The 22456-nt window shown below is 43.7% G+C and carries 17 protein-coding genes; 3 read left to right on the forward strand and 14 right to left on the reverse strand.

What is annotated here, in order from left to right:
• Positions 1 to 157 precede the first annotated feature (157 nt).
• The 11 genes from LCD32_RS02365 to LCD32_RS02415 all read right to left on the reverse strand — a co-directional run bounded on the left by LCD32_RS02365 (position 158) and on the right by LCD32_RS02415 (position 15807).
• Positions 158 to 1456 carry a citrate:proton symporter gene (locus tag LCD32_RS02365; RefSeq protein ID WP_008341779.1) on the reverse strand — a complete coding sequence of 433 codons (1299 nt, stop codon included), beginning with the start codon at positions 1454 to 1456 and terminating at the stop codon, positions 158 to 160.
• Positions 1457 to 1647: 191 nt separating this feature from the next.
• The gene (locus tag LCD32_RS02370) at positions 1648 to 2625 is read right to left on the reverse strand and encodes a tripartite tricarboxylate transporter substrate-binding protein (RefSeq protein ID WP_224562652.1); all 978 of its coding nucleotides are present in this window, start codon (positions 2623 to 2625) and stop codon (positions 1648 to 1650) included.
• Between the two features lie 2 nt (positions 2626 to 2627).
• Positions 2628 to 3326 carry a response regulator gene (locus LCD32_RS02375; protein ID WP_035703640.1) on the reverse strand — a complete coding sequence of 233 codons (699 nt, stop codon included), beginning with the start codon at positions 3324 to 3326 and terminating at the stop codon, positions 2628 to 2630.
• A gap of 3 nt (positions 3327 to 3329) precedes the next feature.
• The gene (locus LCD32_RS02380) at positions 3330 to 4925 is read right to left on the reverse strand and encodes a sensor histidine kinase (protein WP_035703638.1); all 1596 of its coding nucleotides are present in this window, start codon (positions 4923 to 4925) and stop codon (positions 3330 to 3332) included.
• 142 nt (positions 4926 to 5067) lie between these two features.
• Positions 5068 to 8349, reverse strand: a complete 3282-nt coding sequence (locus LCD32_RS19290; protein WP_318010832.1) for a collagen-like repeat preface domain-containing protein — start codon at positions 8347 to 8349, stop codon at positions 5068 to 5070.
• 116 nt (positions 8350 to 8465) lie between these two features.
• The gene (gene ribD / locus LCD32_RS02390) at positions 8466 to 9548 is read right to left on the reverse strand and encodes a bifunctional diaminohydroxyphosphoribosylaminopyrimidine deaminase/5-amino-6-(5-phosphoribosylamino)uracil reductase RibD (protein WP_224562666.1); all 1083 of its coding nucleotides are present in this window, start codon (positions 9546 to 9548) and stop codon (positions 8466 to 8468) included.
• Between the two features lie 281 nt (positions 9549 to 9829).
• On the reverse strand, positions 9830 to 11587 hold the full coding sequence (locus tag LCD32_RS02395) for a WD40 repeat domain-containing protein (protein WP_008343181.1): 1758 nt from the start codon (positions 11585 to 11587) through the stop codon (positions 9830 to 9832).
• A gap of 4 nt (positions 11588 to 11591) precedes the next feature.
• Positions 11592 to 12395, reverse strand: a complete 804-nt coding sequence (locus LCD32_RS02400) for a formylglycine-generating enzyme family protein (protein ID WP_024718589.1) — start codon at positions 12393 to 12395, stop codon at positions 11592 to 11594.
• A gap of 32 nt (positions 12396 to 12427) precedes the next feature.
• Positions 12428 to 13153 (reverse strand): GTP cyclohydrolase II, encoded by a 726-nt coding sequence (locus LCD32_RS02405; RefSeq protein WP_017360404.1) that lies wholly within the window; start codon positions 13151 to 13153, stop codon positions 12428 to 12430.
• A gap of 517 nt (positions 13154 to 13670) precedes the next feature.
• Positions 13671 to 14327: a class I SAM-dependent methyltransferase gene (locus LCD32_RS02410; RefSeq protein ID WP_007496773.1), complete on the reverse strand. Its 657-nt coding sequence runs from the start codon at positions 14325 to 14327 to the stop codon at positions 13671 to 13673.
• A 1132-nt stretch (positions 14328 to 15459) separates the two neighbouring features.
• Positions 15460 to 15807, reverse strand: a complete 348-nt coding sequence (locus LCD32_RS02415) for a general stress protein (protein WP_007496775.1) — start codon at positions 15805 to 15807, stop codon at positions 15460 to 15462.
• Positions 15808 to 16029: 222 nt separating this feature from the next.
• Here LCD32_RS02415 and LCD32_RS02420 point away from each other — a divergent pair, with 222 nt between their 5' ends.
• Entirely contained in the window at positions 16030 to 16407 is a 378-nt protein-coding gene (locus LCD32_RS02420; RefSeq protein WP_017366799.1) for a YfmB family protein, read from the forward strand.
• A gap of 121 nt (positions 16408 to 16528) precedes the next feature.
• The gene (locus LCD32_RS02425) at positions 16529 to 17533 is read left to right on the forward strand and encodes an NADP-dependent oxidoreductase (protein ID WP_008343189.1); all 1005 of its coding nucleotides are present in this window, start codon (positions 16529 to 16531) and stop codon (positions 17531 to 17533) included.
• A gap of 37 nt (positions 17534 to 17570) precedes the next feature.
• Here LCD32_RS02425 and LCD32_RS02430 read toward each other — a convergent pair whose 3' ends face one another.
• Positions 17571 to 18713, reverse strand: coding sequence for a DEAD/DEAH box helicase (locus LCD32_RS02430; protein WP_046342921.1), 1143 nt, complete (start codon positions 18711 to 18713; stop codon positions 17571 to 17573).
• Between the two features lie 152 nt (positions 18714 to 18865).
• On the opposite strand from LCD32_RS02430, the gene LCD32_RS02435 reads away from it, so the two are divergent.
• Positions 18866 to 20419: an ABC-F family ATP-binding cassette domain-containing protein gene (locus tag LCD32_RS02435; RefSeq protein ID WP_008343192.1), complete on the forward strand. Its 1554-nt coding sequence runs from the start codon at positions 18866 to 18868 to the stop codon at positions 20417 to 20419.
• A gap of 46 nt (positions 20420 to 20465) precedes the next feature.
• Here LCD32_RS02435 and LCD32_RS02440 read toward each other — a convergent pair whose 3' ends face one another.
• Positions 20466 to 21656 (reverse strand): MFS transporter, encoded by a 1191-nt coding sequence (locus LCD32_RS02440; RefSeq protein ID WP_224562669.1) that lies wholly within the window; start codon positions 21654 to 21656, stop codon positions 20466 to 20468.
• 259 nt (positions 21657 to 21915) lie between these two features.
• A complete protein-coding gene (locus tag LCD32_RS02445) occupies positions 21916 to 22341 on the reverse strand; it encodes a MerR family transcriptional regulator (protein WP_017366797.1) in 426 nt (141 codons plus the stop codon).
• Positions 22342 to 22456 lie beyond the last annotated feature (115 nt).

Consider the following 22456-nt stretch of genomic DNA (forward strand, 5'->3'; position numbering starts at 1 on the left):
GCATTATAAAGAAAAAAACAGCAAAAGTGTCAGCATTTTTCAAAAATATATCTTTTGGAGGAATCATGCATGTCTTTATATAGGGCAAATGAATGGATGTTGCCCTGCAATAGGACCTAAAAAAGAGTGCCTGCATGAGCAGCAGACACTCTTCTCATTACCAGATCGAAATGGCCCCAATGAGAACCGCCATCACTGTCATGGCGACGACTGCAAGAACCGCCCATTTCATGCCAAATTTCTGATGCTGATCTAGTGATACCCCAACGAGTCCAACAAGTAAATGAGTCGATGGAACAAGTGGGCTTAACATATGAATCGGCTGACCAATGATAGATGCTCTCGCAATCTCAATTTTATCGACACCGTATGCTGCCGCTGTTTCTGATAGGATCGGCAGTACCCCATAAAAGTATGCATCATTCGGCATAAAGAAAGTGAAGATCCCGCTTGTTAGCGCAACAATGACTGGAATAAACCCGCCAAGCTGCTCTGGAATAGCCGAAACAATCGAAATCGCCATTTCATCAACCATTTTCGTCCCAGTTAAGATGCCTGTAAAAACACCTGCCGCAAAAATCATCGAAGCAATCGCCAAAACATTTGTGGAATGAGCCGCAATCCGCTCACGCTGCTGTTCTAAATTCGGATAGTTCACGATAATGGCGACACAGAAGGCAAGAACAAACAGTACCGTTAAGCTTACTTTTCCAGACACAAGCAAGAGAACCAATAGCAAAGTCAGTGTCAGGTTAAACCACCAAAGTTTCGGTCGCTTAATATCATCTTGCAGCGCTGCTGCCATTTCATTTGCATGAATCGGCTGTTCGAGCTCAATAACACCAAGACGTTTTCTTTCAGACTTCCCAAGAAAGTATGCCACCACAATCATGCTCAAAACCCCTGCACCAATGACTGGAATCATCGGGCCAAATAAAAGTGATGGATCAACGCCAAGTGCACTTGCCGCTCTAGGTGTTGCCCCTCCCCATGGTATCGTATTCATAATCCCCATGCCGACTCCGGCAATACCCGCTAAAATAATCGGACGAATGCCAAGCAGTGTAAATAGTGGAAGCATGGCTGTTGTTGTAATCATGTACGTTGTGGTTCCATCACCGTCAAGTGCGACAAGCATCGTCAGGACGGCTGTTCCGACAACAATTTTTAATGGATCGCCTTTGACGATCTTTAAAATTTTCGCCACCATTGGATCGAATAAACCTGCATCAATCATAATCCCGAAGTACAAAATGGCAAACATGATCATGACCGCCGTTGGTGCAACTTGCTGTACACCTTTGACAATCATGTCTGAAATTTCTGTAAAATGAAAACCTGCAATAAGAGCAAATGCAATCGGTGTTAATACCAATGCCGTTAGAACAGACATACGTTTCGTCATAATTAAAACCATAAATACAATCATCATAAGAAATCCTAAGATCGCTAACATTTCGTTCACCCCTTATGTTGTATACGCTTTCATTAAATGTTGGTATCCCATTTCCAACCCTTTCTGTCATGATATCTGACGCCTGAATTGAAGTAAATATTATGAATTTTAATTCTTTTTTGGTCGATAAATGCTTTTTGTTCATTTTGTGCATTCGCTGATGTTCCTTAATTGCATGAAAAAAAGCGGTCTCATTTGACCGCTTGTTCTCCTTGTATAAATTGCTCATATCGCCTTAATTGATCTTCCATAAAGACCTTTGCTTCTTTACTATTCATATAACGGCCTGTCCAGCCTTTTTGTTTTAACTGCTTTTTCCATGACTTCGTTTGCGTCATTTTTTGAAGAAGCTGATCCCATGCTCGAATGTCGTGCTGATTCATTTGCTTTGGTCCCATCACACCACGCCAATGAGAGAAGATGAGCGGAATCCCTTGTTCTTTCCAAGTGGGCACGTCTTTGAATCCTTCTAAACGCTGATTCGTTGTGGTTGCAACGAGCTTCAACCTTTTCTTTTCATAATCATGGCGAACTTCTGTAATGGTTGTAGTCGCCGCATCTACCTCATGGTCAATGAGTGCTTGAAATAAATCATCTGCACTGTCAAATTTTAAAAACTGAATGCGGTACGGATCTATCCCTGCCATTTCGGCAGCCCGTGCGAATGAGATTTGATCATCATTTCCAAAGTCCGGGGCAAACCCAATTTTTAAGGAATCCGGTTTCTTTTTTAGTGCGTGTAATAGCTCTTTTCCATTTGAGAAAGGAGAATCAACTGGCACTGCGACTACCTGCCACTCTTCCGCAAGAATAGCGAGCGGGGTAAAATCATTCATGGTCACGTTACTGCTGCCCAGCAAATTACGGCTTAATAATAAGCTTGAATTTAAACTGATATAATTGGCATCTCGCTCCATCATATAGGTCCAGCCTTTATCAACCGTTCCGCCTCTTTGATAAAGAATATGCACAGGCTCTTCCACTAGCTTTTCTTGTTCTAACACGGTTTTCATCACTTGAGCCGTTTGGTCAAATCCGCCGTCAGGTACACCTGATACCACAATGTATAATGGGCTGTGCTCCAGGAAAGAATCTTTTGCTGTTTTTTCATTAAAGGTGAGCGTTGTACAAAGACAGACCAAAATGAGTAAGAGTATTCCTTTTTTCATTTTTATGACTCCGTTTGTTTTTTGGCGGGATAATATTTTCGTTCTGGTCTACCAATGATTCCATACGCCAGCTCTGCCCGGCATTCTCCCGTTGTCACAAGATACTCTACGTATCGTCTTGCTGTTGTACGTGATGCGCCCATTTTTTCTCCGAGTTCTTCCGCTGTAATTCCGTTCATCTCTGCTGCCATGAATGTTTTCACTTTGTCCAAAGTCAATGAATTAATGCCTGTTGGCAAGTCTCGCTCATCCTTTTGTTGCGATTCTTCCTGTATTTGACCAAAAAACAGATCAATCATCGTTTGATTGACTTCATCTTTTGAATTGATTAACTCTCTCTTCTCTTTATATTCGGTTAAAACCTGCGTGAATTTTTGGGCGGTCACTGGTTTGATTAAATAATGAACCACTCCATAATGCAGTGCGTCTCTTAACAGCATCGTTTCCGTTGCAGCCGTGATAATGATCACATCCACTTCAGGATGGCGCTCTCTTAACAGCGGCAAAAGGTTCGTGCCGAGCTCATCAGGCATGTAGACATCAAGTAAAATGAGATCCGCTTGTTCTTTTTGAAGTGCCTCCCACAGATCCTTTGCACTCTTTGCCTTGCCGGCAATTTGAAAGCCTTGTACCTTTTGTATATAAGATTCATGAATCGCAGCGATTCGAAAATCGTCCTCCGCAATGAGTACCTTGATCACAACCTATTCCCCCTTTGTGCCTTTCGGTATGTAAACAGTGAAGATGGCACCGCCTTCTTTTTGGTTCGCAACTTCAATCCAGCCCCCAAGTTCATCTAGCACTTCTTTGACATTGGCAAGTCCATAACCTCGCCCTTCTCCCTTTGATGAATGTCCTCTTGTGAAAAGTTGTGAAATGGCTCCTTCATCTACACCGTCCCCTGAATCAGATACCTCTATGATAATATCAAATCCAATATCTGTGATGAACAAGCTGACTTCTCTTTTCTCTTTATTCAATACAGCCTCAAACGCATTGTCTACGAGATTGCCAATGATGGTAATAAAGTGAGATAAACTTAAATGGGCTGGGAGCGGCTCCAATGAACTATTTTCATCAATGTGAAAATGAACCTTTTTCTCGGATGCCTTTCCTAACTTCCCAAGTAAAATGGCTTGTATCTTCGGAGAGCGAATTTGTTTCATGAGTAAATCATGCTGGCGATTTTGAAGTGTATACTCTTCTTTAATTAACTCAATGGCTTCATCCACTTGTTTCAACTCAAGCAAGCCTAAAATAGCGTACAGCTTATTCGAAAATTCGTGTGTTTGTGCTCTAAGGTCTTCTGAATATTGACTGACCTCTGTCAATGTATCCAGCAGCTTTGTCAGCTCGGTTTTCTCCCTGAAGCTCACAATTCCTCCAAATACTCGATTGTCCTGCACCACTTTTTTGACATTTAGCACGAAGGTTTTATCATTGACGACTGATTCTATGTTAGGTTCAATCGTCTCTACCTTTAGATAGGAAAGAAGATTGGCATTTGGCAACACTTGATCAATATGAAGAGGCAGCGTTGAAGAGACGCGTAGCATCTGTTCAGCTGACGTATTCATCATCGTAATGGCACCTTTACGGTCAAATGCAATGATTCCCTCTTTAATCGCATGCAGCATCGCTTCTCTTTCTCGATATAATGAAGCAATTTCATGCGGTTCAAGCCCTAATATATCTTTTCGAATACTCCTTGTTAAAAAAATCGCTCCAAAAACCCCAGGCAAGAGCACAAGAAGGGCAATATAACTTAATTTGAAGAGTTGATGAGCTGTCGCTTGATCGATATCTCTTTTTAAAAATTCGACACTGACTGTCCCAATAATTTCTTCATGACTGCCTGTTTCTTTCATGATCGGAGCACTTCCTCTGACAACGGTTTCACCATCAGAATCACCCATTGATATGGAAGTTCCTCCAAATAGCAGTGTACTTCTTCCTTCCGACACACTGATGGTTTTCCCTACATCCTCATGATTCGTATGAAAAAGAACCTTTCCTTTTTGATTGGTGATAAAAATGGCATGTGCTCTTACTTGCTCCTTCATTTGTTCAAGCACAGCCTGTTCTTCATTTTGCGAATCTCCCGTGGCCACCGATGTTTTAATGGGCGGCATATAAGATATCGTTCTAGCAGTTTGCACCGCCAGCTGTTCAGCTTGGCTCTGCCTTTCTGATGTCTGCAAAAAACCAAAACAAATGGTCAATAAGGCAATAACAACAAGTAAAAGACCAATAATTAACCCCAAAATTTTTGTTTGTAAAGTGACTTTCCTTTTGCCCATCCTCACCGCCACAACCCCTAATTCAGTAGATTCACCCGAATAGACTCTAAGAAAATCATATCATTTTTTCTCATGAAGTTAAGAGAAAATTCACATAGATAAAAAAAGGATGACTCAGTATTGAGTCATCCCTGTGTGCCTATTACGTGATGGATAAACCAGCACTCGCATAGCCTTCTACAGTATTCACTAAGGAAAGACCAGTAGCTGTTGCCGAGAATACGACAAGCAATCTTGTTTCTGGTGTGACTGGTACACTTAAACCAGTAGCGATACCGTTTGTAATAGCCCCTATCGTTAAAATACCGGTTAATGCCGGTGCCAATGTAACGCTCGCTACTTGCGTGAAGCTGTTATCTGGTGTTGGTGAAGCAAACAGACTAGCCGTCACAGTAATATTTGTGCCAACTAGAGAAAGGGCTGCTGTCGTACTAAAATAGCCCGCAAATGACGTAATGGTTCCTGCTCTCGGAACGGAGAATGCCATGTTTAACAATGTTCCTGCTGCTCCGGTTAAATCAATGATTCCGCCTACAATACTGACACCAGTGGCTGAGTTACCGAATCCTACCAAGCTAGATGTCCCGACCAAACCGCCAGCGATGGTTGTTAAAGCGACAGGTAAACCTGATGCAAATGGGATAATCGCACTCGATCCTGTTGCTCCTGTGGCTCCCGTTGCACCGGTTGCTCCCGTGGCGCCTGTTCCTGTAGCCCCTGTTGCACCCGTATCTCCTGTGACTCCTGTGGCGCCTGTGACTCCGGTTGCTCCTGTTGGACCTGTATCTCCGGTGGCACCGGTTGCTCCCGTGGCGCCTGTCACACCTGCGGCTGCCAATAACGTATAATCTGGAGACGTATCTGGTGTGCCGGTTGGTGGTGCTGTATTTACGACATAAGTTCCACCTTCATATGTCACCACTTGACCTACTGTATAGGTTGGAGCTGTTGCTGGGTCAAATGCCAAAATACCTGCTAACCCTACTCCGGTTGCTCCGGTATCTCCCGTTGCACCTGTGGCTCCGGTTACTCCAGTCGCTCCCGTATCTCCTGTTGCTCCTGTTGCTCCGGTTACTCCGGTCGCTCCCGTGTCTCCGGTTGCACCTGTGGCTCCGGTTACTCCAGTCGCTCCCGTATCTCCCGTTACACCTGTGGCTCCGGTTACTCCAGTCGCTCCCGTATCTCCCGTTGCACCCGTGGCTCCGGTTACTCCAGTCGCTCCCGTATCTCCCGTTGCTCCTGTGGCTCCGGTTACTCCAGTCGCTCCCGTATCTCCTGTTGCTCCTGTTGCTCCGGTTACTCCGGTCGCTCCCGTATCTCCCGTGGCGCCTGTCACACCTGCGGCTGCCAATAACGTATAATCTGGAGACGTATCTGGTGTGCCGGTTGGTGGTGCTGTATTTACGACATAAGTTCCACCTTCATATGTCACCACTTGACCTACTGTATAGGTTGGAGCTGTTGCTGGGTCAAATGCCAAAATACCTGCTAACCCTACTCCGGTTGCTCCGGTATCTCCCGTTGCACCTGTGGCTCCGGTTACTCCGGTCGCTCCCGTATCTCCCGTGGCGCCTGTGGCTCCGGTTACTCCAGTCGCTCCCGTATCTCCTGTTGCACCTGTAGCTCCGGTTACTCCGGTCGCTCCCGTATCTCCCGTGGCGCCTGTGGCTCCGGTTACTCCAGTCGCTCCCGTATCTCCTGTTGCACCTGTAGCTCCGGTTACTCCAGTCGCTCCCGTATCTCCTGTTGCTCCTGTGGCTCCGGTTACTCCAGTCGCTCCCGTATCTCCTGTTGCTCCTGTGGCTCCGGTTACTCCAGTCGCTCCCGTATCTCCTGTTGCACCTGTAGCTCCGGTTACTCCGGTCGCTCCTGTATCTCCCGTTGCACCCGTGGCTCCGGTTACTCCGGTCGCTCCCGTATCTCCCGTTGCACCCGTGGCTCCGGTTACTCCAGTCGCTCCCGTATCTCCCGTTGCACCTGTGGCTCCGGTTACTCCAGTCGCTCCCGTATCTCCTGTTGCACCCGTGGCTCCGGTTACTCCGGTCGCTCCTGTATCTCCCGTTGCACCCGTGGCTCCGGTTACTCCGGTCGCTCCCGTATCTCCTGTGGCTCCCGTATCTCCTGTGGCTCCTGTTATTCCAGTCGCTCCCGTATCTCCCGTTGCACCCGTGGCTCCTGTCGCTCCGGTTGCGCCGGTATCTCCAGTAGCGCCGGTCGCTCCGGTTCCTGTTGCTCCCGTGGCGCCCGTATCTCCGGTGGCTCCTGTCGCTCCAGTTGCGCCGGTATCTCCAGTAGCGCCGGTCGCTCCGGTTCCTGTTGCTCCCGTGGCGCCCGTATCTCCTGTGGCTCCTGTAGCACCGGTGGCTCCTGTATCTCCTGTAGCACCGGTCGCTCCGGTTCCTGTTGCTCCCGTGGCACCCGTATCTCCTGTGGCTCCTGTCGCTCCGGTTGCGCCGGTATCTCCAGTAGCGCCGGTCGCTCCGGTTCCTGTTGCTCCCGTGGCGCCCGTATCTCCGGTGGCTCCTGTCGCTCCAGTTGCGCCGGTATCTCCAGTAGCGCCGGTCGCTCCGGTTCCTGTTGCTCCCGTGGCGCCCGTATCTCCGGTGGCTCCTGTCGCTCCAGTTGCGCCGGTATCTCCAGTAGCGCCGGTCGCTCCGGTTCCTGTTGCTCCCGTGGCGCCCGTATCTCCGGTGGCTCCTGTAGCACCGGTGGCTCCTGTATCTCCTGTAGCACCGGTCGCTCCGGTTCCTGTTGCTCCCGTGGCGCCCGTATCTCCGGTGGCTCCTGTCGCTCCGGTTGCGCCGGTATCTCCAGTAGCGCCGGTCGCTCCGGTTCCTGTGGCTCCCGTGGCACCCGTACCTCCTGTGGCTCCTGTCGCTCCAGTTGCGCCGGTATCTCCGGTGGCTCCTGTCGCTCCCGTTCCTGTTGCTCCTGTGGCACCCGTGGCGCCCGTATCTCCCGCAGCTGCTAACAATGTATAATCTGGAGACGTACCTGGCGTACCTGTTGGTGAAGCTGTATTCGCCACATACGTACTTCCATCAAATGTCACCACTTGACCTTCTGGATAGGTTGGGGCATCCGCTGGATCAAATGCCACGATACCGGTTAAACCTACACCGGTGGCGCCTGTTGCGCCCGTTGCTCCTGCTGGACCCGCTGGGCCAACTGGACCCACTGGACCTGCCGGACCTGCTGGGCCTCTCCTTCCTCTTCCCCCTGGCGGTCCTTGAATGACACACACACAAGGATCTTTTCCGCAGCATGGATTTTTTACTGGTTTCCTTTGTTTGTCTGATTTACCTTTCTTACAACTATCACATTCCCAGCCATCATCCTTATACGCATCATACCAGCTTCCTTTTTGGTAGTGGTCTGTCGAATGAGTTGGGTATATCTTTCCGCATTGTCTACATTTTCTCATAGAATCACCCCAATCCATCGTATTCATCATGATCGATAAAGGTGTATGTACAATTTTATTTTTATCAAAAAATTTGAAAGGCCTTGCACTCTACGTGCAAGGACCTCTCTCCATCGTTAAAATGTCATCGTCATTTTTAAATCTTTTCCTACCATACTATATTCAATATCCGCTGGACGGATCGCCTTTTTTAGTTTTTTCACACCTTCTCCTTCAAAAAAAGTAGGTGCATCTTTCCCTCCAATCAACAAAGGTGCCATATAGATAACAGCTTCGTTCACAAGTGATGCTTCTAAAAATGATGCACTCACACTGCCCCCTGCCTCTACAAGCACTGACATCACAGAGCGCTTCTTCAACATGTGTAACACATCCTGAAGATCTGTCCGGTGTTCTCCGCTTGTAACAAATACTTGATGACCTTTTTGTATCAACTGTTGATACTTTTGATGATCATAATCTTGTGATGTACAAATTATGGTTTCTGCCCTATGATCTGTTAAGCATTTGGCATGAATCGGTATCCTTAATGTTGAATCTAAAATGACACGAATGGGCTGATGGTTGAATGAATCCTTTACAAGTAAGCCGGCATCATCTTGAATAATCGTTTCCACTCCTGTCAGCACCGCATCTGCTTCTTGACGTAAGCGCTGCACTTCTGTTCTCGCTTCTATTCCAGTGATCCATTTGCTTTCTTGATCAGCCGTGGCAATCTTCCCATCTATCGAAATAGCTGATTTTAAGACGACATAAGGAAGGTTTGTTTGCATTAAATGAAAAAAAGGAGCATTTAAACGATCTGCTTCCTGTTTACATATCCCTTGCTCCACCTCAATTCCAGCCTTTTTCAAAAAGGCAATTCCTTTACCTGCAACAAACGGATTCGGATCTTGGGTAGCAATCAACACTTTCTTCACACCACTGCTAATGATCGCTTCGGTGCAAGGGCCTGTTTTTCCGTGATGTGTACAAGGTTCGAGCGTTACATACATGTCTGCTCCCTTCGCCTTTTCTCCTGCCATTTGCAGCGCATGAATTTCAGCATGAGGCTCGCCAGCCTTCATGTGCGCACCAATCCCAACGATCTCACCGCTCTGAACAATCACTGCACCAACAAGCGGATTGGGTGAGGTTTGTCCTTTCATCGCCTTCGCGTTGGCAATCGCCAGCTTCATATAAAAAATATCGTCTTTCATCTCGGACTCCTTTCTTCTCTCAAGGGAAAGAACTCCTTCAGAAAATGAAGGAGTTCTTTTCTCATGGGCTATATTTTCTCCATCCGTTTCTTTTCAGTTCGATCATAGTAAGGCAAGGAATAAAACAGTTTATATGATGCTCGTTGTTTACAAAAACAGCATTTGCGACATTCATATTTATTAATGAGGAGCACATGCGGACAATTGAGTACAGTCAGACCTTTTTTCATATGTTCCTTGCAAACACTTATCATGAGAATCCCCCGCTTACATTCTTTTTCTTAATGAGAGATTACTTCTTTCGGAAATTGTTCAAATAAGCGCAGTACTTCCGTATGTGTGCCATCTTCTCGAATATGATAAATACCACCGTCATATGAACTTGCATACACATCATTTCCTAGTTGTCTAATGGCACTAATACCATTCTTAGCAATTCGAATCGGACCTGTATTGACATCTAGCTCTGGATTCCACACCACAATATATCCCCAATAGTCTCCACTCACAATATAGCCAGAGTCTGTCACAGTGATGGATTTAATGGAATATTGATGCTCGTTGTGCTGATTTAAAATTCTGCCTGTATGCAAATCAAACAATCGGACGTTTTTATCCCGGCTGACAATGGCAATGCGATCTCTTTTGCTATCAATAAATACATCATTTAACAGCTCTGTCGCCCCGATATATTCTGCTGTTAAGGACAAACTCTTTTTATCGAGAAGACAGATGGTTCCTTCAACTGCCGCTGTGATGATATGATCTCCTTCTACCTTTAATGCTTTGACCGCGCAATCATGTGCTTTAGAACGGCCGATTTCCTTTAAGTGTTCAGTCGAAATGACATGCACATAACCGCCATAAGTGCCGATATAAAATTGACGATCCTCCTCATGGAAATACACACTATTGACAGGACCTGTGTTGAGATCAAAAGAGACCATTTGCTGCAATGACTCGTGTACAATATGCACCTGACTCGCATGATCGCCCCATGCATAATAGCTTCCATCCCGAGCAACAGCCACTCCATTTGTGAGAACACCTGTTGATTTTGCGATTTCGATTCCATTTTTTCTGAATTTTCCGTCATCTGATGCAGTGATAATATCCCCCGCTTCAGTCAACGCAATATCATTAATAGAAGGTGTCGCCAATTCCTGCTCATCAGAGATCACTTTTCCTTCTTGAATGGACCATTCACAATACGTTTTCCCAAAGCTGGCTCCTAAAATAGCCTGCTCATCTTCTGTCCAAACAAGCGAGCGCTCCCATTGATATTTATGAGGCAGCAGCGTATCAATTAAATCACCGGTTTCATAATTCCAGAGCTTAATTAAATGGTCATATCCCGCTGTGAGCAAGTAGTTACCGCTCGGCGAAAAGTTTACACGTTTCACACCTTGTAAATGAGCTTTAATGATTTTTTTCTCCTGTAATGTAGCGGCATCATAAATGATGACCGTGCCATCGTCTCTACCAAGGGCGAATACTTCTTTTTGATTGCTGCCGCTGATGGTATCCAGCTCATAATCAAACGGGCCAATTTCACCTACAATTTCTCCTGTTTCATAGAGCCATACAAGGACATAGCCATCGTCACCAGTTGTATAAGCTTTATCCTCATGAATCCATACAGCTAATACATCCTTGCTATGTCCATGAAATTCTCTTAAAATGGCTCCCGTTTCAATATCCCAAACTAAGCATCTTCTGTCTCTGGACACCGATACAAGAAGCGTATCCTGCTTTGCAAATGCGACAGCTTCCACATCATCCGCATGACCATATAGCGTACGAATTCTTGTATGTGTGCCAGTATCATATAATTGAATGGTATAGTCTGACGATGCACTCGCTAAATACGTTCCATTTTCCGAAAGGGATAAAGAGTTGATGATATGCTCGTGACTACCAATAAATGTTCCTTCTCCCGTGGCACGGTCCCATTTATAAATACAGCGGTCATAGCCACCTGTGTAGACAATTTGGTCATGCTGAGTTGATAAAACGGATGTAATCGGTCCTCTATGCATGGTTTTACACTCCCACCTTTATATGTTGTTTTTGACGAGTAACTACACGAAAACCAGTAAATCGAAAAACAGGGTCTGGGTGTTTACCGTGTCTTCTTGCGACTCTGCATAAATCTCCGCCTCTTGCGAAGGAGCCACCTTTTAAAATGTAGTAATCACTGCCGAGTGTCTCGGTTAAATCATCTACAACCTCAATTCCGCCTTCATATATGTGATACTTGGTGTTGACCCATTCTTCGACATTGCCACCCATATCATATAGTCCAAATAGAGATCTTCCTTTTTCGTAATGACGGACAGGTGTCGTTTTTTCAATATTTGATTCGTGCGTATTACAGTAAGAGGGATCAAACTCATCTCCCCAAGGATATTGATGTCTTGTATTGCCCCGGGCAGCATATTCCCATTCTTCCTCAGTAGGGATCGATACCTCATATCCAAGCTTCCCGCTCAGCCACTGACAAAATGAGAAAGCTTCCTCGATGTCCATGCCCCAAGCTGGATGGTCTTTTCCCCCGCCAAGTTCTAGGTTCGTCAAGCTCTCTGGATAAGGCTTTCCTGTCTCGTCGCAATAGCTTTGATACCATTCATTGGTGACGACCGTATCTGAGATGAAAAATTCACTCATATACGGCTGATAAGATGGAAATTCTTTGTACAGCCATTTTTGAAATTTTTTCTCACGGCCATAGGCTGGATTCAGAAGTTTGTCCTTCCAAAATTCTGATGCCTTTTTCATATCTTCTTCATTACTTCCAATCGTCGCATAGCCGCTTGGGATTTGAATCCAATTGATATCAGGTTTCACGCTTTTCTCCCGCCTTCTTTAAATAAACTCATCTACTGATTAATTAATTTCTTCTCATCGACCATATGCCCTGATGCTGCTTTTGCCTTTAAATATGCTTCATTATAGAGAGAGGCTTCTACCGTATGATCAAACCGTAAAACCGGAAGACCGTAAGCAGCAATGGAATCGACTTTATCTGGATTATTGGTTAAAAGATGCAATGGTTTCCCTTTGTTTAAATAGTGCAAGACAGCCGCTGCTTCCTCGTAATGCCGATCATCATCTCCGCAGCCGATCAACCTGTTCGCCTCAAATGTATCCAGTTTCATTTCCTGTAATTTATACGTGAAGGCTTTGGCCATTAGCCCAATAGAGCGCCCTTCTTGATTGGCCATATACACAAGCATGCCTTTTCCGTAATCGGTGATTTTTTTTAGCGATGATGCAAGCTGTGGACCGCAATCACATTTCAGTGACCCAAACACATCCCCTGTTTGGCAGACACTATGAATTCGCACAAGCGGCGGCACTTCATTTTCAAAGTCGCCAAAAAGGAGACAAGAGGAAAATGTTTGCTGCTCGGTACTCATTTGTACAATAGACTCAACCGTTGGCGTTGTATCAGCTTCTACAGACGCAAAGGCATACCATGTAAACTGCACTTCTTCATGTTCAATAGAGATCGGCAGGTTCACTGGCCCCACGAGCAAATAGTGTTTTTCTTGAAATGTAAAATGATGAATCATTGATTGTAGTTCAGCTACAAACTTGTTCATTTGTCTCCCCCTATTCATCACTGCACCCCATTGAACTCTCTCAGCGCAGTGATGGCGTGATGAATATGTGTATGCACTCCCTTTGCACCCTGAGCACCGGTTCCAGCTAGAATCATGGCTCAGGAGAAATTTCCTGTCATACTGGCTGAATAGATGTGCGATGCCAATCATCCATCAGTACCTTTCATAAAGACTCTTTTTAGACTGTCACTTGTCCAGTACAAAGGAGCAGAAATCGAGCTTCATACGCTGTATTCTCTGTAAGAGAGCAACACCATTTGATGATTCTTGAATGGAAACTGACATGCTCTTTCTCTAAAAGAATATCTCTGCTAGCTTCGAGCTGCTTTCTCCTTTACTAGAAGCTCTGGTCCTTCAAATGCACGTCATCCGGTTGTACCCTTTGATTGGATGAATAGTCCGTACTTCAATTCAGCTACATTGATTGAAGCATGACACCCGCCTAGGTATGCACCAAGAACCATCACATCAAACATCGCGTTTATCCTCCTTTGCACTAGATTTTGACAGCAATGACATGATGCTGGCTGATCCCAGCCTTCGCTTGTAATGGTGTAATCGAAACGAGCTCAAGCCCTGATGTACAAATCTTTTCTCCAAGCTGAGTATCTGAGAATGAAAAATGGAAGCGTCCATCTTCTCCGATTAAGCCTGTTTTCCACTCTTCTCCCCATACAACAAGGGAAAACACACCACCTTCATGAAGCAGCGAGGAAATCTGCTTTAAGTATCGTTCGTGGTCATCAGGGTGCTGATGGTGAAAGCAGCCATGATCTAAAATCAAATCAAACGTCAGCTCGCGCCCTTGATCCATTGACCAAGACATAAAATCTTGATGATAAAAATGGACAGGAACCTCTTTTCTCTTCTTCAATCCTTGCCATTCCTCATGCTCATAAAGGTCAATGCCGGTATATGCCGACAGTCCTTGTAAATGTTCAAGAGCCCGTCCATTCCCGCAGCCGATATCCAGCACAGAAGCAAGTGCATCCTTTTCCCTGGAACGCCATGCCTTGAGAGACATCACAGCAGCGTCTGTTAATGATGGATCAGTAGACCACATATCTGTTCTTTGCTCATAGTGTTCTTGAAAAGCCATGCGCATTTTCTCTAAATACAACCCGCTGTCTTCATGATACAAAGCCTTTTTCATCACTTGACCTCCTTCAATTCACAATCACCTTTCCTAACAAAGGTGGTTTTCAAGCAAAAAGCCTTATGATAAAATGAAAGATGGATTTTTTAGGAAATCTGTTTTCTGAAAAAGGAGAGAAGCATTCCACATGTCACTCTTCTTTTTCAGCACTCATCTTCACATACAACCACAGCCATTCAACTATTACAGCGCCTCAGTTTGTTATACATTTTCTTCATATGGGTTCACCTCCTTAACAGCGCTAGGAAAGCGCTTTCTTTATGATGATCCTCTGAATATTACCATTGAGAAGTAGGCATAGTAGAAAAACGAATCTACCGTTCTAAGCTATCTATCATTCATTTCTTTTTGTCTAATAGATATTTCTTCAGTATCGCTTTGCCCCAGAAGTGCTCTTCCTTAGGTCTTAATGCATCATCATTTACAGAATTGATCCTGAAATCCACCTATCAAAAATTTAACAACTAATTCCATAATGACTTGATTAAGCCAAATATATTGTTTTTAGATTATTTTGTCAACAAATTATTTCCTAAACATTAGAATGATTTTCTAATTGAAAATACAGGTATATTTCGTGGTTTTTTGACCTTAAAACACTTATTTCTACACAAAAATACAACTTAAACCAATAGAACTAAGAAATTTATCTACTAAATTACACAAGATTTTTATTTCATTTTGAGATAAAAATAAAGATATCATAATTATTTCCCGAATGGTTTTTTGTGATATTTTCACTACTTTTTTCTTTTTTTTGATGGTATCCTTTGATATTTCTATATTTTCAATTAGACATTTTACTGTTTACCCCAATTTTTTAACCTGTCTTATTATAGTGAAAAAGACAGATGGTAGATTTTAATTATCGCAGCATGAAAAAAAGCCCCTTACAAAAGTAAGAGGCTTTCAGCGTGTAGACAAACCCTCGCATTCTTTGTCAGTCCTGCGTGCTGGTGCTCACGAATGTCAAATTCGCTCCGCGCCAGTACTCGTCCTTCCTAGACTGCAAAGGTTTTCTATCACGCTGAAAAGAAGACAAAGGGCTAAAATCAAGTTCATTTTAGCCCTTTGTCAACAATCTGAAAAAAAGCCCCTTACAAAAGTAAGAGGCTTTTTACGATGGCGTTTATGCCCAATTTTTCACTTTTTCATGGTCAGTCACAAAGAGAAGAACTTTTCCTTCGTCTAAATGTTCTTCAAATGTCTCAGCTTCTTCTTTTGAGAAACCAATTTCGTGAATCTTATTGCGGAGTTCATCTCCCTTTTTGCTAAAGATGTTTCCAACCGCATGCTTGAGTCCAACCTCTTTTGGACCTATCGTATTGGCATCTGCGTTGCTTGCAATACGCTCAGTTCGATCATCGTCATGGGACAGAACATAAATGTCCTCTCTTGCAACACCAAGTTGTTTTAATTGCTCCACATCTCTTTGAAGTGTTTCATCATTTGAATACTCTCTTACAACAGGTTTCATTTATTATTCCTCCTTTAACGTCTTACGAATCTTTTACCCGTCACTTTTGTCATTAAACCTTCCTCCAGCACATCCATTTTTACTCTGTGAACTTAATGCGTCTATGGACTTATTTTTGACAAAAAGACTGTAAAAATGACTAAATTTTCTGAAAAATTGTATGCTTTCCTTGTCATTTGTTGTACAATTCTTATACTGGAGGCTAGAAATGGGGTGGAGCTGATGTATTATTTTTCAGCTGAGCAGCAGTTTAATGCATGGGTTGTCAGTGATTTGGTGAAACAGCTTTTTCAAAAATGGAATCCTGAAGAATCAAAAGCAAAGCCGCTTACTTTGTTTGCTGAACAGCACTTTCACATCTGCATCGATTATCTCTTTTCTATTATTATTAACATTGGAGATATCGAGTCAATCGAACAAGATCCACAAGACCTGTTGTCCTCATATTTAAATATCCTTTTTCCTTTTGTGACGCACGATATGATGAAAGCCTCCATGCAAAATGCAAATGAATATTTATTAAAAGAACGTGATGCGGATGAGTATCAACTGTTTGGTTGTCTCCCGCCGCTCCTTTCTGTCTCTCTTCAAAAAAAGTAGTCCCCTTCTTTTAGATGGTGGCTACTTTTTTGTATGTGCTTGGAAAAGACCGTATGTTTTGAACGAAAAGAAGCATCATGTTAATGTAAATCTAGGTTGCAAGTGAAAGGGAGGATTTGACATGAGTCAACAAAAACAAATTCAATTAGCAAAACGTCCAAAAGGTTTACCTACTAAAGATGTTTTTCATTTTGAAACAGTTGATATACCAACGCCGCAAGATGGCGAAGTCTTGATTCAAACGAAATATGTGTCTGTAGATCCTTACATGAGAGGACGAATGCAAGATACAAAATCCTATACACCTCCGTTTAAACTCAATGAAGTGATCCAGGGTGGTGTGGTCGGAGAAGTCGTCGAGTCCAAATCTCCTCAATTTGAGAAAGGTGATTTTGTACTTGGATTCCTTGGCTGGCAGGAATATTCTACTGCCAAAGCAGAGTCTCTGACAAAAATTGATCCATCCATTGCGCCGTTATCTTATTACTTAGGGATTTTGGGCATGCCAGGACAAACCGCCTATTTTGGACTTCTTGCGATTGGTCAGCCAAAAGAAGGCGAAACGGTTGTCATTTCTGGAGCCGCAGGTGCCGTTGGTTCTGTTGTCGGACAGATCGCTAAAATCAAAGGTGCCCACGTCGTTGGAATTGCCGGATCTGATGATAAGCTGGCTTATTTAAAAGAACTGGGCTTTGATGAAACCATTAATTATAAAACAACAAATGATTTAGATGACGCCATTGCAAAAGCCTGTCCAAACGGTGTCGATGTGTATTTTGACAATGTGGGCGGCGACATCTCTGATGCTGTAATGAATCATTTGAACCGTTTTGCACGTATTCCAGTCTGCGGCGCCATTTCTTCTTATAACATTAGTGCAAGCGAAGACATTGGCCCTCGTGTGCAAACAAAACTCATTAAAACAAGTGCATTGATGCAGGGCTTCATTGTTGCCAACTACTCTGATCGTTTTGAAGAGGCGGCAAAAGATCTCGCACAATGGGTAAAAGAAGACAAACTGACTTACAAAGAAACCATTATCGAAGGTTTTGATCATATTCCAGATGCATTCCTTGGACTATTCAAAGGGGAAAATGTCGGAAAACAACTTGTCAAAATTTCATAACAAAAAAGGACCCTGCCAATTATGGAGGGTCCTTTTATTATGCCTGCTTGGGCGCAAGGTGCAGCTGGCCTTGCTTATACACAATTTCTTCAAGCGAAAGATTCAGCTTTTTCGCCATTTTTTTCAGCATTGATTGCTCTTGAGGTGTGACAAGACTGATGACTGCGCCTTCTTTTCCTGCGCGTCCGGTTCTACCTGAACGGTGGATGTAGCCCTCTTCATTTGGCATATCTGCATGAATCACATATGGCAGATCATCAATATCGATTCCTCTTGCTGCAATATCTGTTGCAAGGAGGAGCGGGAATTCACGCTGTTCAAACGCCTTTAAGATGACAGCACGCTCTGCTTTTTTCGCTTCACTGTGAAGCACACCAAGGTCGACATGGTGATACGCTAATTTTTCTGCATAAATGCTCAAATTCGTAATATCTCGCACAAAGACAAGCGCCTGCATGTCCTCAAGCCGTGATAGCTTTTGCAGCAGTTTCACTTTGTCACGCTGATCACATAACAGATAATAGTGACCCACTTTCTGCGCTTCTTCCTCGCTTCTAGCAATTTTCAATACTTCTGGTTCAGATGTCATTTCTTTAATCAGCTGAACGGTTTCTTCTTTCAATGTTGCAGAAAAACAAAGGATTTGTCTTTCTTTTAATGTGGACTTAATGATCCCTTGGATCGTTTTCATATGCTCTGGCACAAGAAGTTGATCTGCCTCGTCTAACACGATCGTTTTCACTTCATGCATTTTCAGTTTCTTGATTTTGATTAACTCTTGTACGCGACCCGGTGTCGCCACCACGATATTCGGGTGTTTTTTTAGCTTTTCCTGCTGCTTCTTGATATTTGCCCCGCCTATTAAGGAAATAGCTTTGATGTCTGAACCTTGTTTGAACTCTTGCACAACATCAAAAATTTGCATCACAAGCTCTCTTGAAGGTGCCAAGATTAAGACTTGCGGGTGTTTGATACTCACATCAATTTTATTTAAAAGCGGCAGAACATACGCAAGGGTCTTCCCTGTTCCAGTCGGTGATTCTGCGATCACATCGCGTTTTTCCGTAATCCACTCTGCTGTTTGTTCTTGTATCGCTGTTGGCTTCTCAAAGCCAGCCGCTTCAAAGTTCTTTTGAATAAATGGCTTTGCTTCTTTCAAAAATGCCCAATTTTCCGTCATGTTGATCTCCTTTATCCTCATTCAATCTATCCTTAAGTATCTCAAAATCAGCTTTGAAACGCAATTTTTCTTTTGATGCTTTTATCGAGCCGGACAGTTCGATATAATCATGAGAGGCACTAGCCGTTTTGAATCTATTTGAGGTGTAAAAAATGATATTATCTGTTAAAGATTTAAGTCATGGCTTTGGCGACAGAGCCATTTTCCACGAAGTCTCCTTCCGGTTATTAAAAGGCGAGCATGTCGGCTTGATCGGCGCCAACGGTGAAGGAAAGTCAACGTTTATGAATATTATTACTGGCAAGCTTGAGCCAGATGCAGGAAAGGTCGAATGGGCAAAAAATGTCCGTGTCGGCTACCTCGATCAGCATACCGTGCTTGAAAAAGGAAGAACCATTCGTGAAGTCCTTCAAGATGCATTCCATTATTTATTCTCAATGGAAGCCGCAATGAATGACATTTACGAAAAAATGGGTGAAGCAGATCCTGATGAGCTAGAAAAGCTTTTAGAAGAAGTAGGCGTCATTCAGGATGCCCTGACGAACAATGATTTTTATATCATTGATTCCAAGGTAGAGGAAATTGCAAGAGGTCTTGGGTTAACAGATCTCGGGCTCGATCGTGATGTGACAGAGCTGAGCGGCGGACAGCGTACAAAAGTACTGCTTGCGAAATTGCTATTAGAGAAGCCTGAAATTCTTCTTCTTGACGAGCCGACCAACTATTTAGATGAACAGCATATTGAGTGGCTGAAGCGCTATTTGCAGGAATATGAAAATGCGTTTATCCTCATTTCACATGATATCCCGTTCCTAAACAGTGTCATTAACTTGATTTATCATGTCGAAAATCAAGAACTCACGCGCTACGTTGGTGATTATGATCAATTTAAGCAAGTGTACGAAGTGAAAAAGCAGCAGCTAGAAGCAGCGTATAAAAGGCAGCAGCAAGAAGTGGCTGAACTAAAGGATTTTGTCGCGAGAAATAAAGCACGTGTCAGCACTCGAAATATGGCGATGTCTCGTCAAAAGAAACTCGATAAAATGGACATGATTGAATTAGCAGCGGAAAAACCAAAACCAGAATTCCACTTTAAACCTGCACGTACATCAGGGAAATTGATTTTTGAAACGAAGGATTTAGTCATTGGGTATGACGAACCGCTCTCTCGTCCATTGAATTTAAAAATGGAACGCGGACAGAAAATTGCGTTATACGGTGCCAACGGTATCGGAAAAACGACACTGCTCCGAAGTCTTCTTGGAGAAATATCCCCCATTTCTGGTGAGGTGGAACGCGGAGAATTCCTGCATATAGGCTACTTTGAACAAGAAGTAAAAGAGCAAAACAGCAACACTTGTATCGAAGAGGTGTGGAGCACCTTCCCATCGTACACACAATATGAAGTCAGAGCTGCCCTTGCCAAATGCGGTTTAACGACAAAACATATTGAAAGCCGTGTGTCTGTTTTAAGTGGTGGTGAAAAAGCGAAGGTCCGCCTTTGCAAGCTCATTAACGAAGAAACCAATTTGCTTGTTCTCGATGAGCCGACAAACCACTTGGATGTCGATGCAAAAGAAGAATTAAAGCGCGCATTAAAAGAATATAAAGGCAGCGTCCTATTGATTTCCCACGAACCTGAATTTTATCAAGATGTGGCCACTGAAACTTGGAATTGCGAATCCTGGACAACAAAAGTATTATAACGACAAAAAAGCCTTATATCTTCAAAAGATATAAGGCTTTTTCTAATTAATGACCTGCTTGGATATTCACCAAATGCTTACGTCCAAGGAGCAGGATGATCATGCCTAAGAGAACCACAGCCGCCCCTACATAATAAGGGGTACTTGCTGTGTAAGTTTCAGCGAGAACTCCCGCAATCCAAGGCGCAATCGCACCACCAATAAATCGTACAGCACTGTATGAAGATGATGCAATTGAACGCTCAACAGGAGCTGATCCCATCACAGCCGTCGTCAGCACCGTATTGATTATGCCGAGGATTCCCCCAGCAATGACAATACCGCAAATGACCACGACCACATGTGATGTCCATATTCCAATGCCGAATAAAATCACAGCAAACGTTGCAAAGAGAATCACAAGAGCTGTCAATGTCCCCAATTTGCGATGAATGACCGGCGCTGAGAAGACAGATGTCACAGCCAAAAATAATCCCCATCCAAAAAAGACATAGCCAAGACCATGCTCATCAAGATGAAGCACAAATGGCGAATAAGCTAGAAGAACAAAGAATCCAAAATTATATAAGAAAGCAGCAGATGCCATCGTTAAAAGCCCCTTATATTTCAAGGCTCCAACAGCTTCAAATAATTTCACCTTTTTCTGCGGCTTTTGTATAGGTGGAAGCATAAAGGTAATGGCTAAAAGAGCAACGAGCATTAACACTGCCACGCCAAAGAATGGCCCGCGCCAAGAGATCGTTCCAAGCTCACCGCCAAGGAGCGGCCCGACAGAAATCCCAAGACCTAGTGCCGCCTCATATAAAATGATGGCTTTCGCACTTCCTCCAACAGACACACCGACAATGACTGATAATGCCGTTGAAATAAATAAGGCATTCCCAATGCCCCATCCGCCTCTAAAACCAATTAATTCATTAATGGTTGAAGAAGTACCGCCTAAAGCAGAAAAGACAATAATAAAGATGAGTCCTAATAATAACGTCCATTTGGCACCAATACGACTAGAAATAAAACCGGTAAAAAACATCACAAAGCCGGTGACAAGCAAATAGCTCGTAAATAAAAGAGACACCTGACTTGGAGATGCATGTAATTGTGATGCAATGGCTGGTAAAATCGGGTCTACAAGCCCTATGCCCATAAATGAAATCACACAAGCAAAGGCCACCGCCCAGACGGCTTTTGGCTGTCTAAGCAAACTCGTACGCTGTTTCAATACTTCTTCTTCCTTCATTCCATCAGAACCTTTCCTACAGTTGATTAACAAAATAAAATAAACACGCTGAGGTGTTTATTTTATTTTGTTGACAAAGGGCTAAAATGAACTTTATTTTAGCTCTTTGTCTTCTTTTTCAGCGTGATAGAAAACCTTTGCAGTCTAGGAAGGACGAGCACTGGAGCGGAGCGAATTTGGCATTCGTGAGCACCAGAGCGCAGGACTGACAAAGAATGCGAGGGTTTGTCTACACGCTGAAATAAACACGCTGAGGTGTTTATTTTTGTAATTGCTCAATGGCATGAGCCGCTCTTTCTTTCATCATTTCAAGATCCTTTTTAAAGGATTGAATCGTTTCTAGCTTTTTTGTAATCAATTGATGCTGCACAGTCAGCTGCGCATCAATATCTAACAGTTTCTCTAATCGTTCCTTCGGATCAAGCGACAGCAAGTAGCCTTCTTTATTCAGCTCTAACTGCTTTCCTATTTCCATAAACGATTGAAGCTCTTGTAAAGAAAAGCCAAGTACTTCTTTGGCCTGCATCACTTTCTCCAGTTCTTCCATGTCATCCTCTGAGTAAAGTCTGACACCGCCCTCTGTCCGCTTTGGTGCTGATAATAAACCAATCTCTTCATAGAAACGAATGGTCCGTTTCGTCAGACCGCTTCTTTTCGCCACTTGATCAATTTTCATCCATTCCATCACCAGTGCCTCCTGCTCATCAATTCATGTTTTATTATACACCTTTGTGACCTTAACGTAAACGTTAATGTTTGATCACTTGATTTCTATTGTGGTTTGATGCAGAATAAATAGG

This window comes from Bacillus sp. RSS_NA_20, assembly GCF_020165915.1.
GTDB classification, from domain to species: Bacteria; Bacillota; Bacilli; order Bacillales; family Bacillaceae; genus Bacillus; species Bacillus altitudinis.

Excerpts from the sequence above, each read along its gene's own strand:
- LCD32_RS02425 (WP_008343189.1), top strand. The coding sequence starts at position 16,529 with ATGAGTCAACAAAAACAAATTCAATTAGCAAAACGTCCAAAAGGTTTA.
- LCD32_RS02420 (WP_017366799.1), top strand. The coding sequence starts at position 16,030 with ATGTATTATTTTTCAGCTGAGCAGCAGTTTAATGCATGGGTTGTCAGT.
- LCD32_RS02415 (WP_007496775.1), bottom strand. The coding sequence starts at position 15,807 with ATGAAACCTGTTGTAAGAGAGTATTCAAATGATGAAACACTTCAAAGA.
- LCD32_RS02435 (WP_008343192.1), top strand. The coding sequence starts at position 18,866 with ATGATATTATCTGTTAAAGATTTAAGTCATGGCTTTGGCGACAGAGCC.
- LCD32_RS19290 (WP_318010832.1), bottom strand. The coding sequence starts at position 8,349 with ATGAGAAAATGTAGACAATGCGGAAAGATATACCCAACTCATTCGACA.
- LCD32_RS02430 (WP_046342921.1), bottom strand. The coding sequence starts at position 18,713 with ATGACGGAAAATTGGGCATTTTTGAAAGAAGCAAAGCCATTTATTCAA.
- LCD32_RS02370 (WP_224562652.1), bottom strand. The coding sequence starts at position 2,625 with ATGAAAAAAGGAATACTCTTACTCATTTTGGTCTGTCTTTGTACAACG.
- LCD32_RS02405 (WP_017360404.1), bottom strand. The coding sequence starts at position 13,153 with ATGAACAAGTTTGTAGCTGAACTACAATCAATGATTCATCATTTTACA.
- LCD32_RS02445 (WP_017366797.1), bottom strand. The coding sequence starts at position 22,341 with ATGGAATGGATGAAAATTGATCAAGTGGCGAAAAGAAGCGGTCTGACG.
- LCD32_RS02365 (WP_008341779.1), bottom strand. The coding sequence starts at position 1,456 with ATGTTAGCGATCTTAGGATTTCTTATGATGATTGTATTTATGGTTTTA.
- LCD32_RS02410 (WP_007496773.1), bottom strand. The coding sequence starts at position 14,327 with ATGAAAAAGGCTTTGTATCATGAAGACAGCGGGTTGTATTTAGAGAAA.
- LCD32_RS02440 (WP_224562669.1), bottom strand. The coding sequence starts at position 21,656 with ATGAAGGAAGAAGAAGTATTGAAACAGCGTACGAGTTTGCTTAGACAG.
- ribD (WP_224562666.1), bottom strand. The coding sequence starts at position 9,548 with ATGAAAGACGATATTTTTTATATGAAGCTGGCGATTGCCAACGCGAAG.
- LCD32_RS02380 (WP_035703638.1), bottom strand. The coding sequence starts at position 4,925 with ATGGGCAAAAGGAAAGTCACTTTACAAACAAAAATTTTGGGGTTAATT.
- LCD32_RS02395 (WP_008343181.1), bottom strand. The coding sequence starts at position 11,587 with ATGCATAGAGGACCGATTACATCCGTTTTATCAACTCAGCATGACCAA.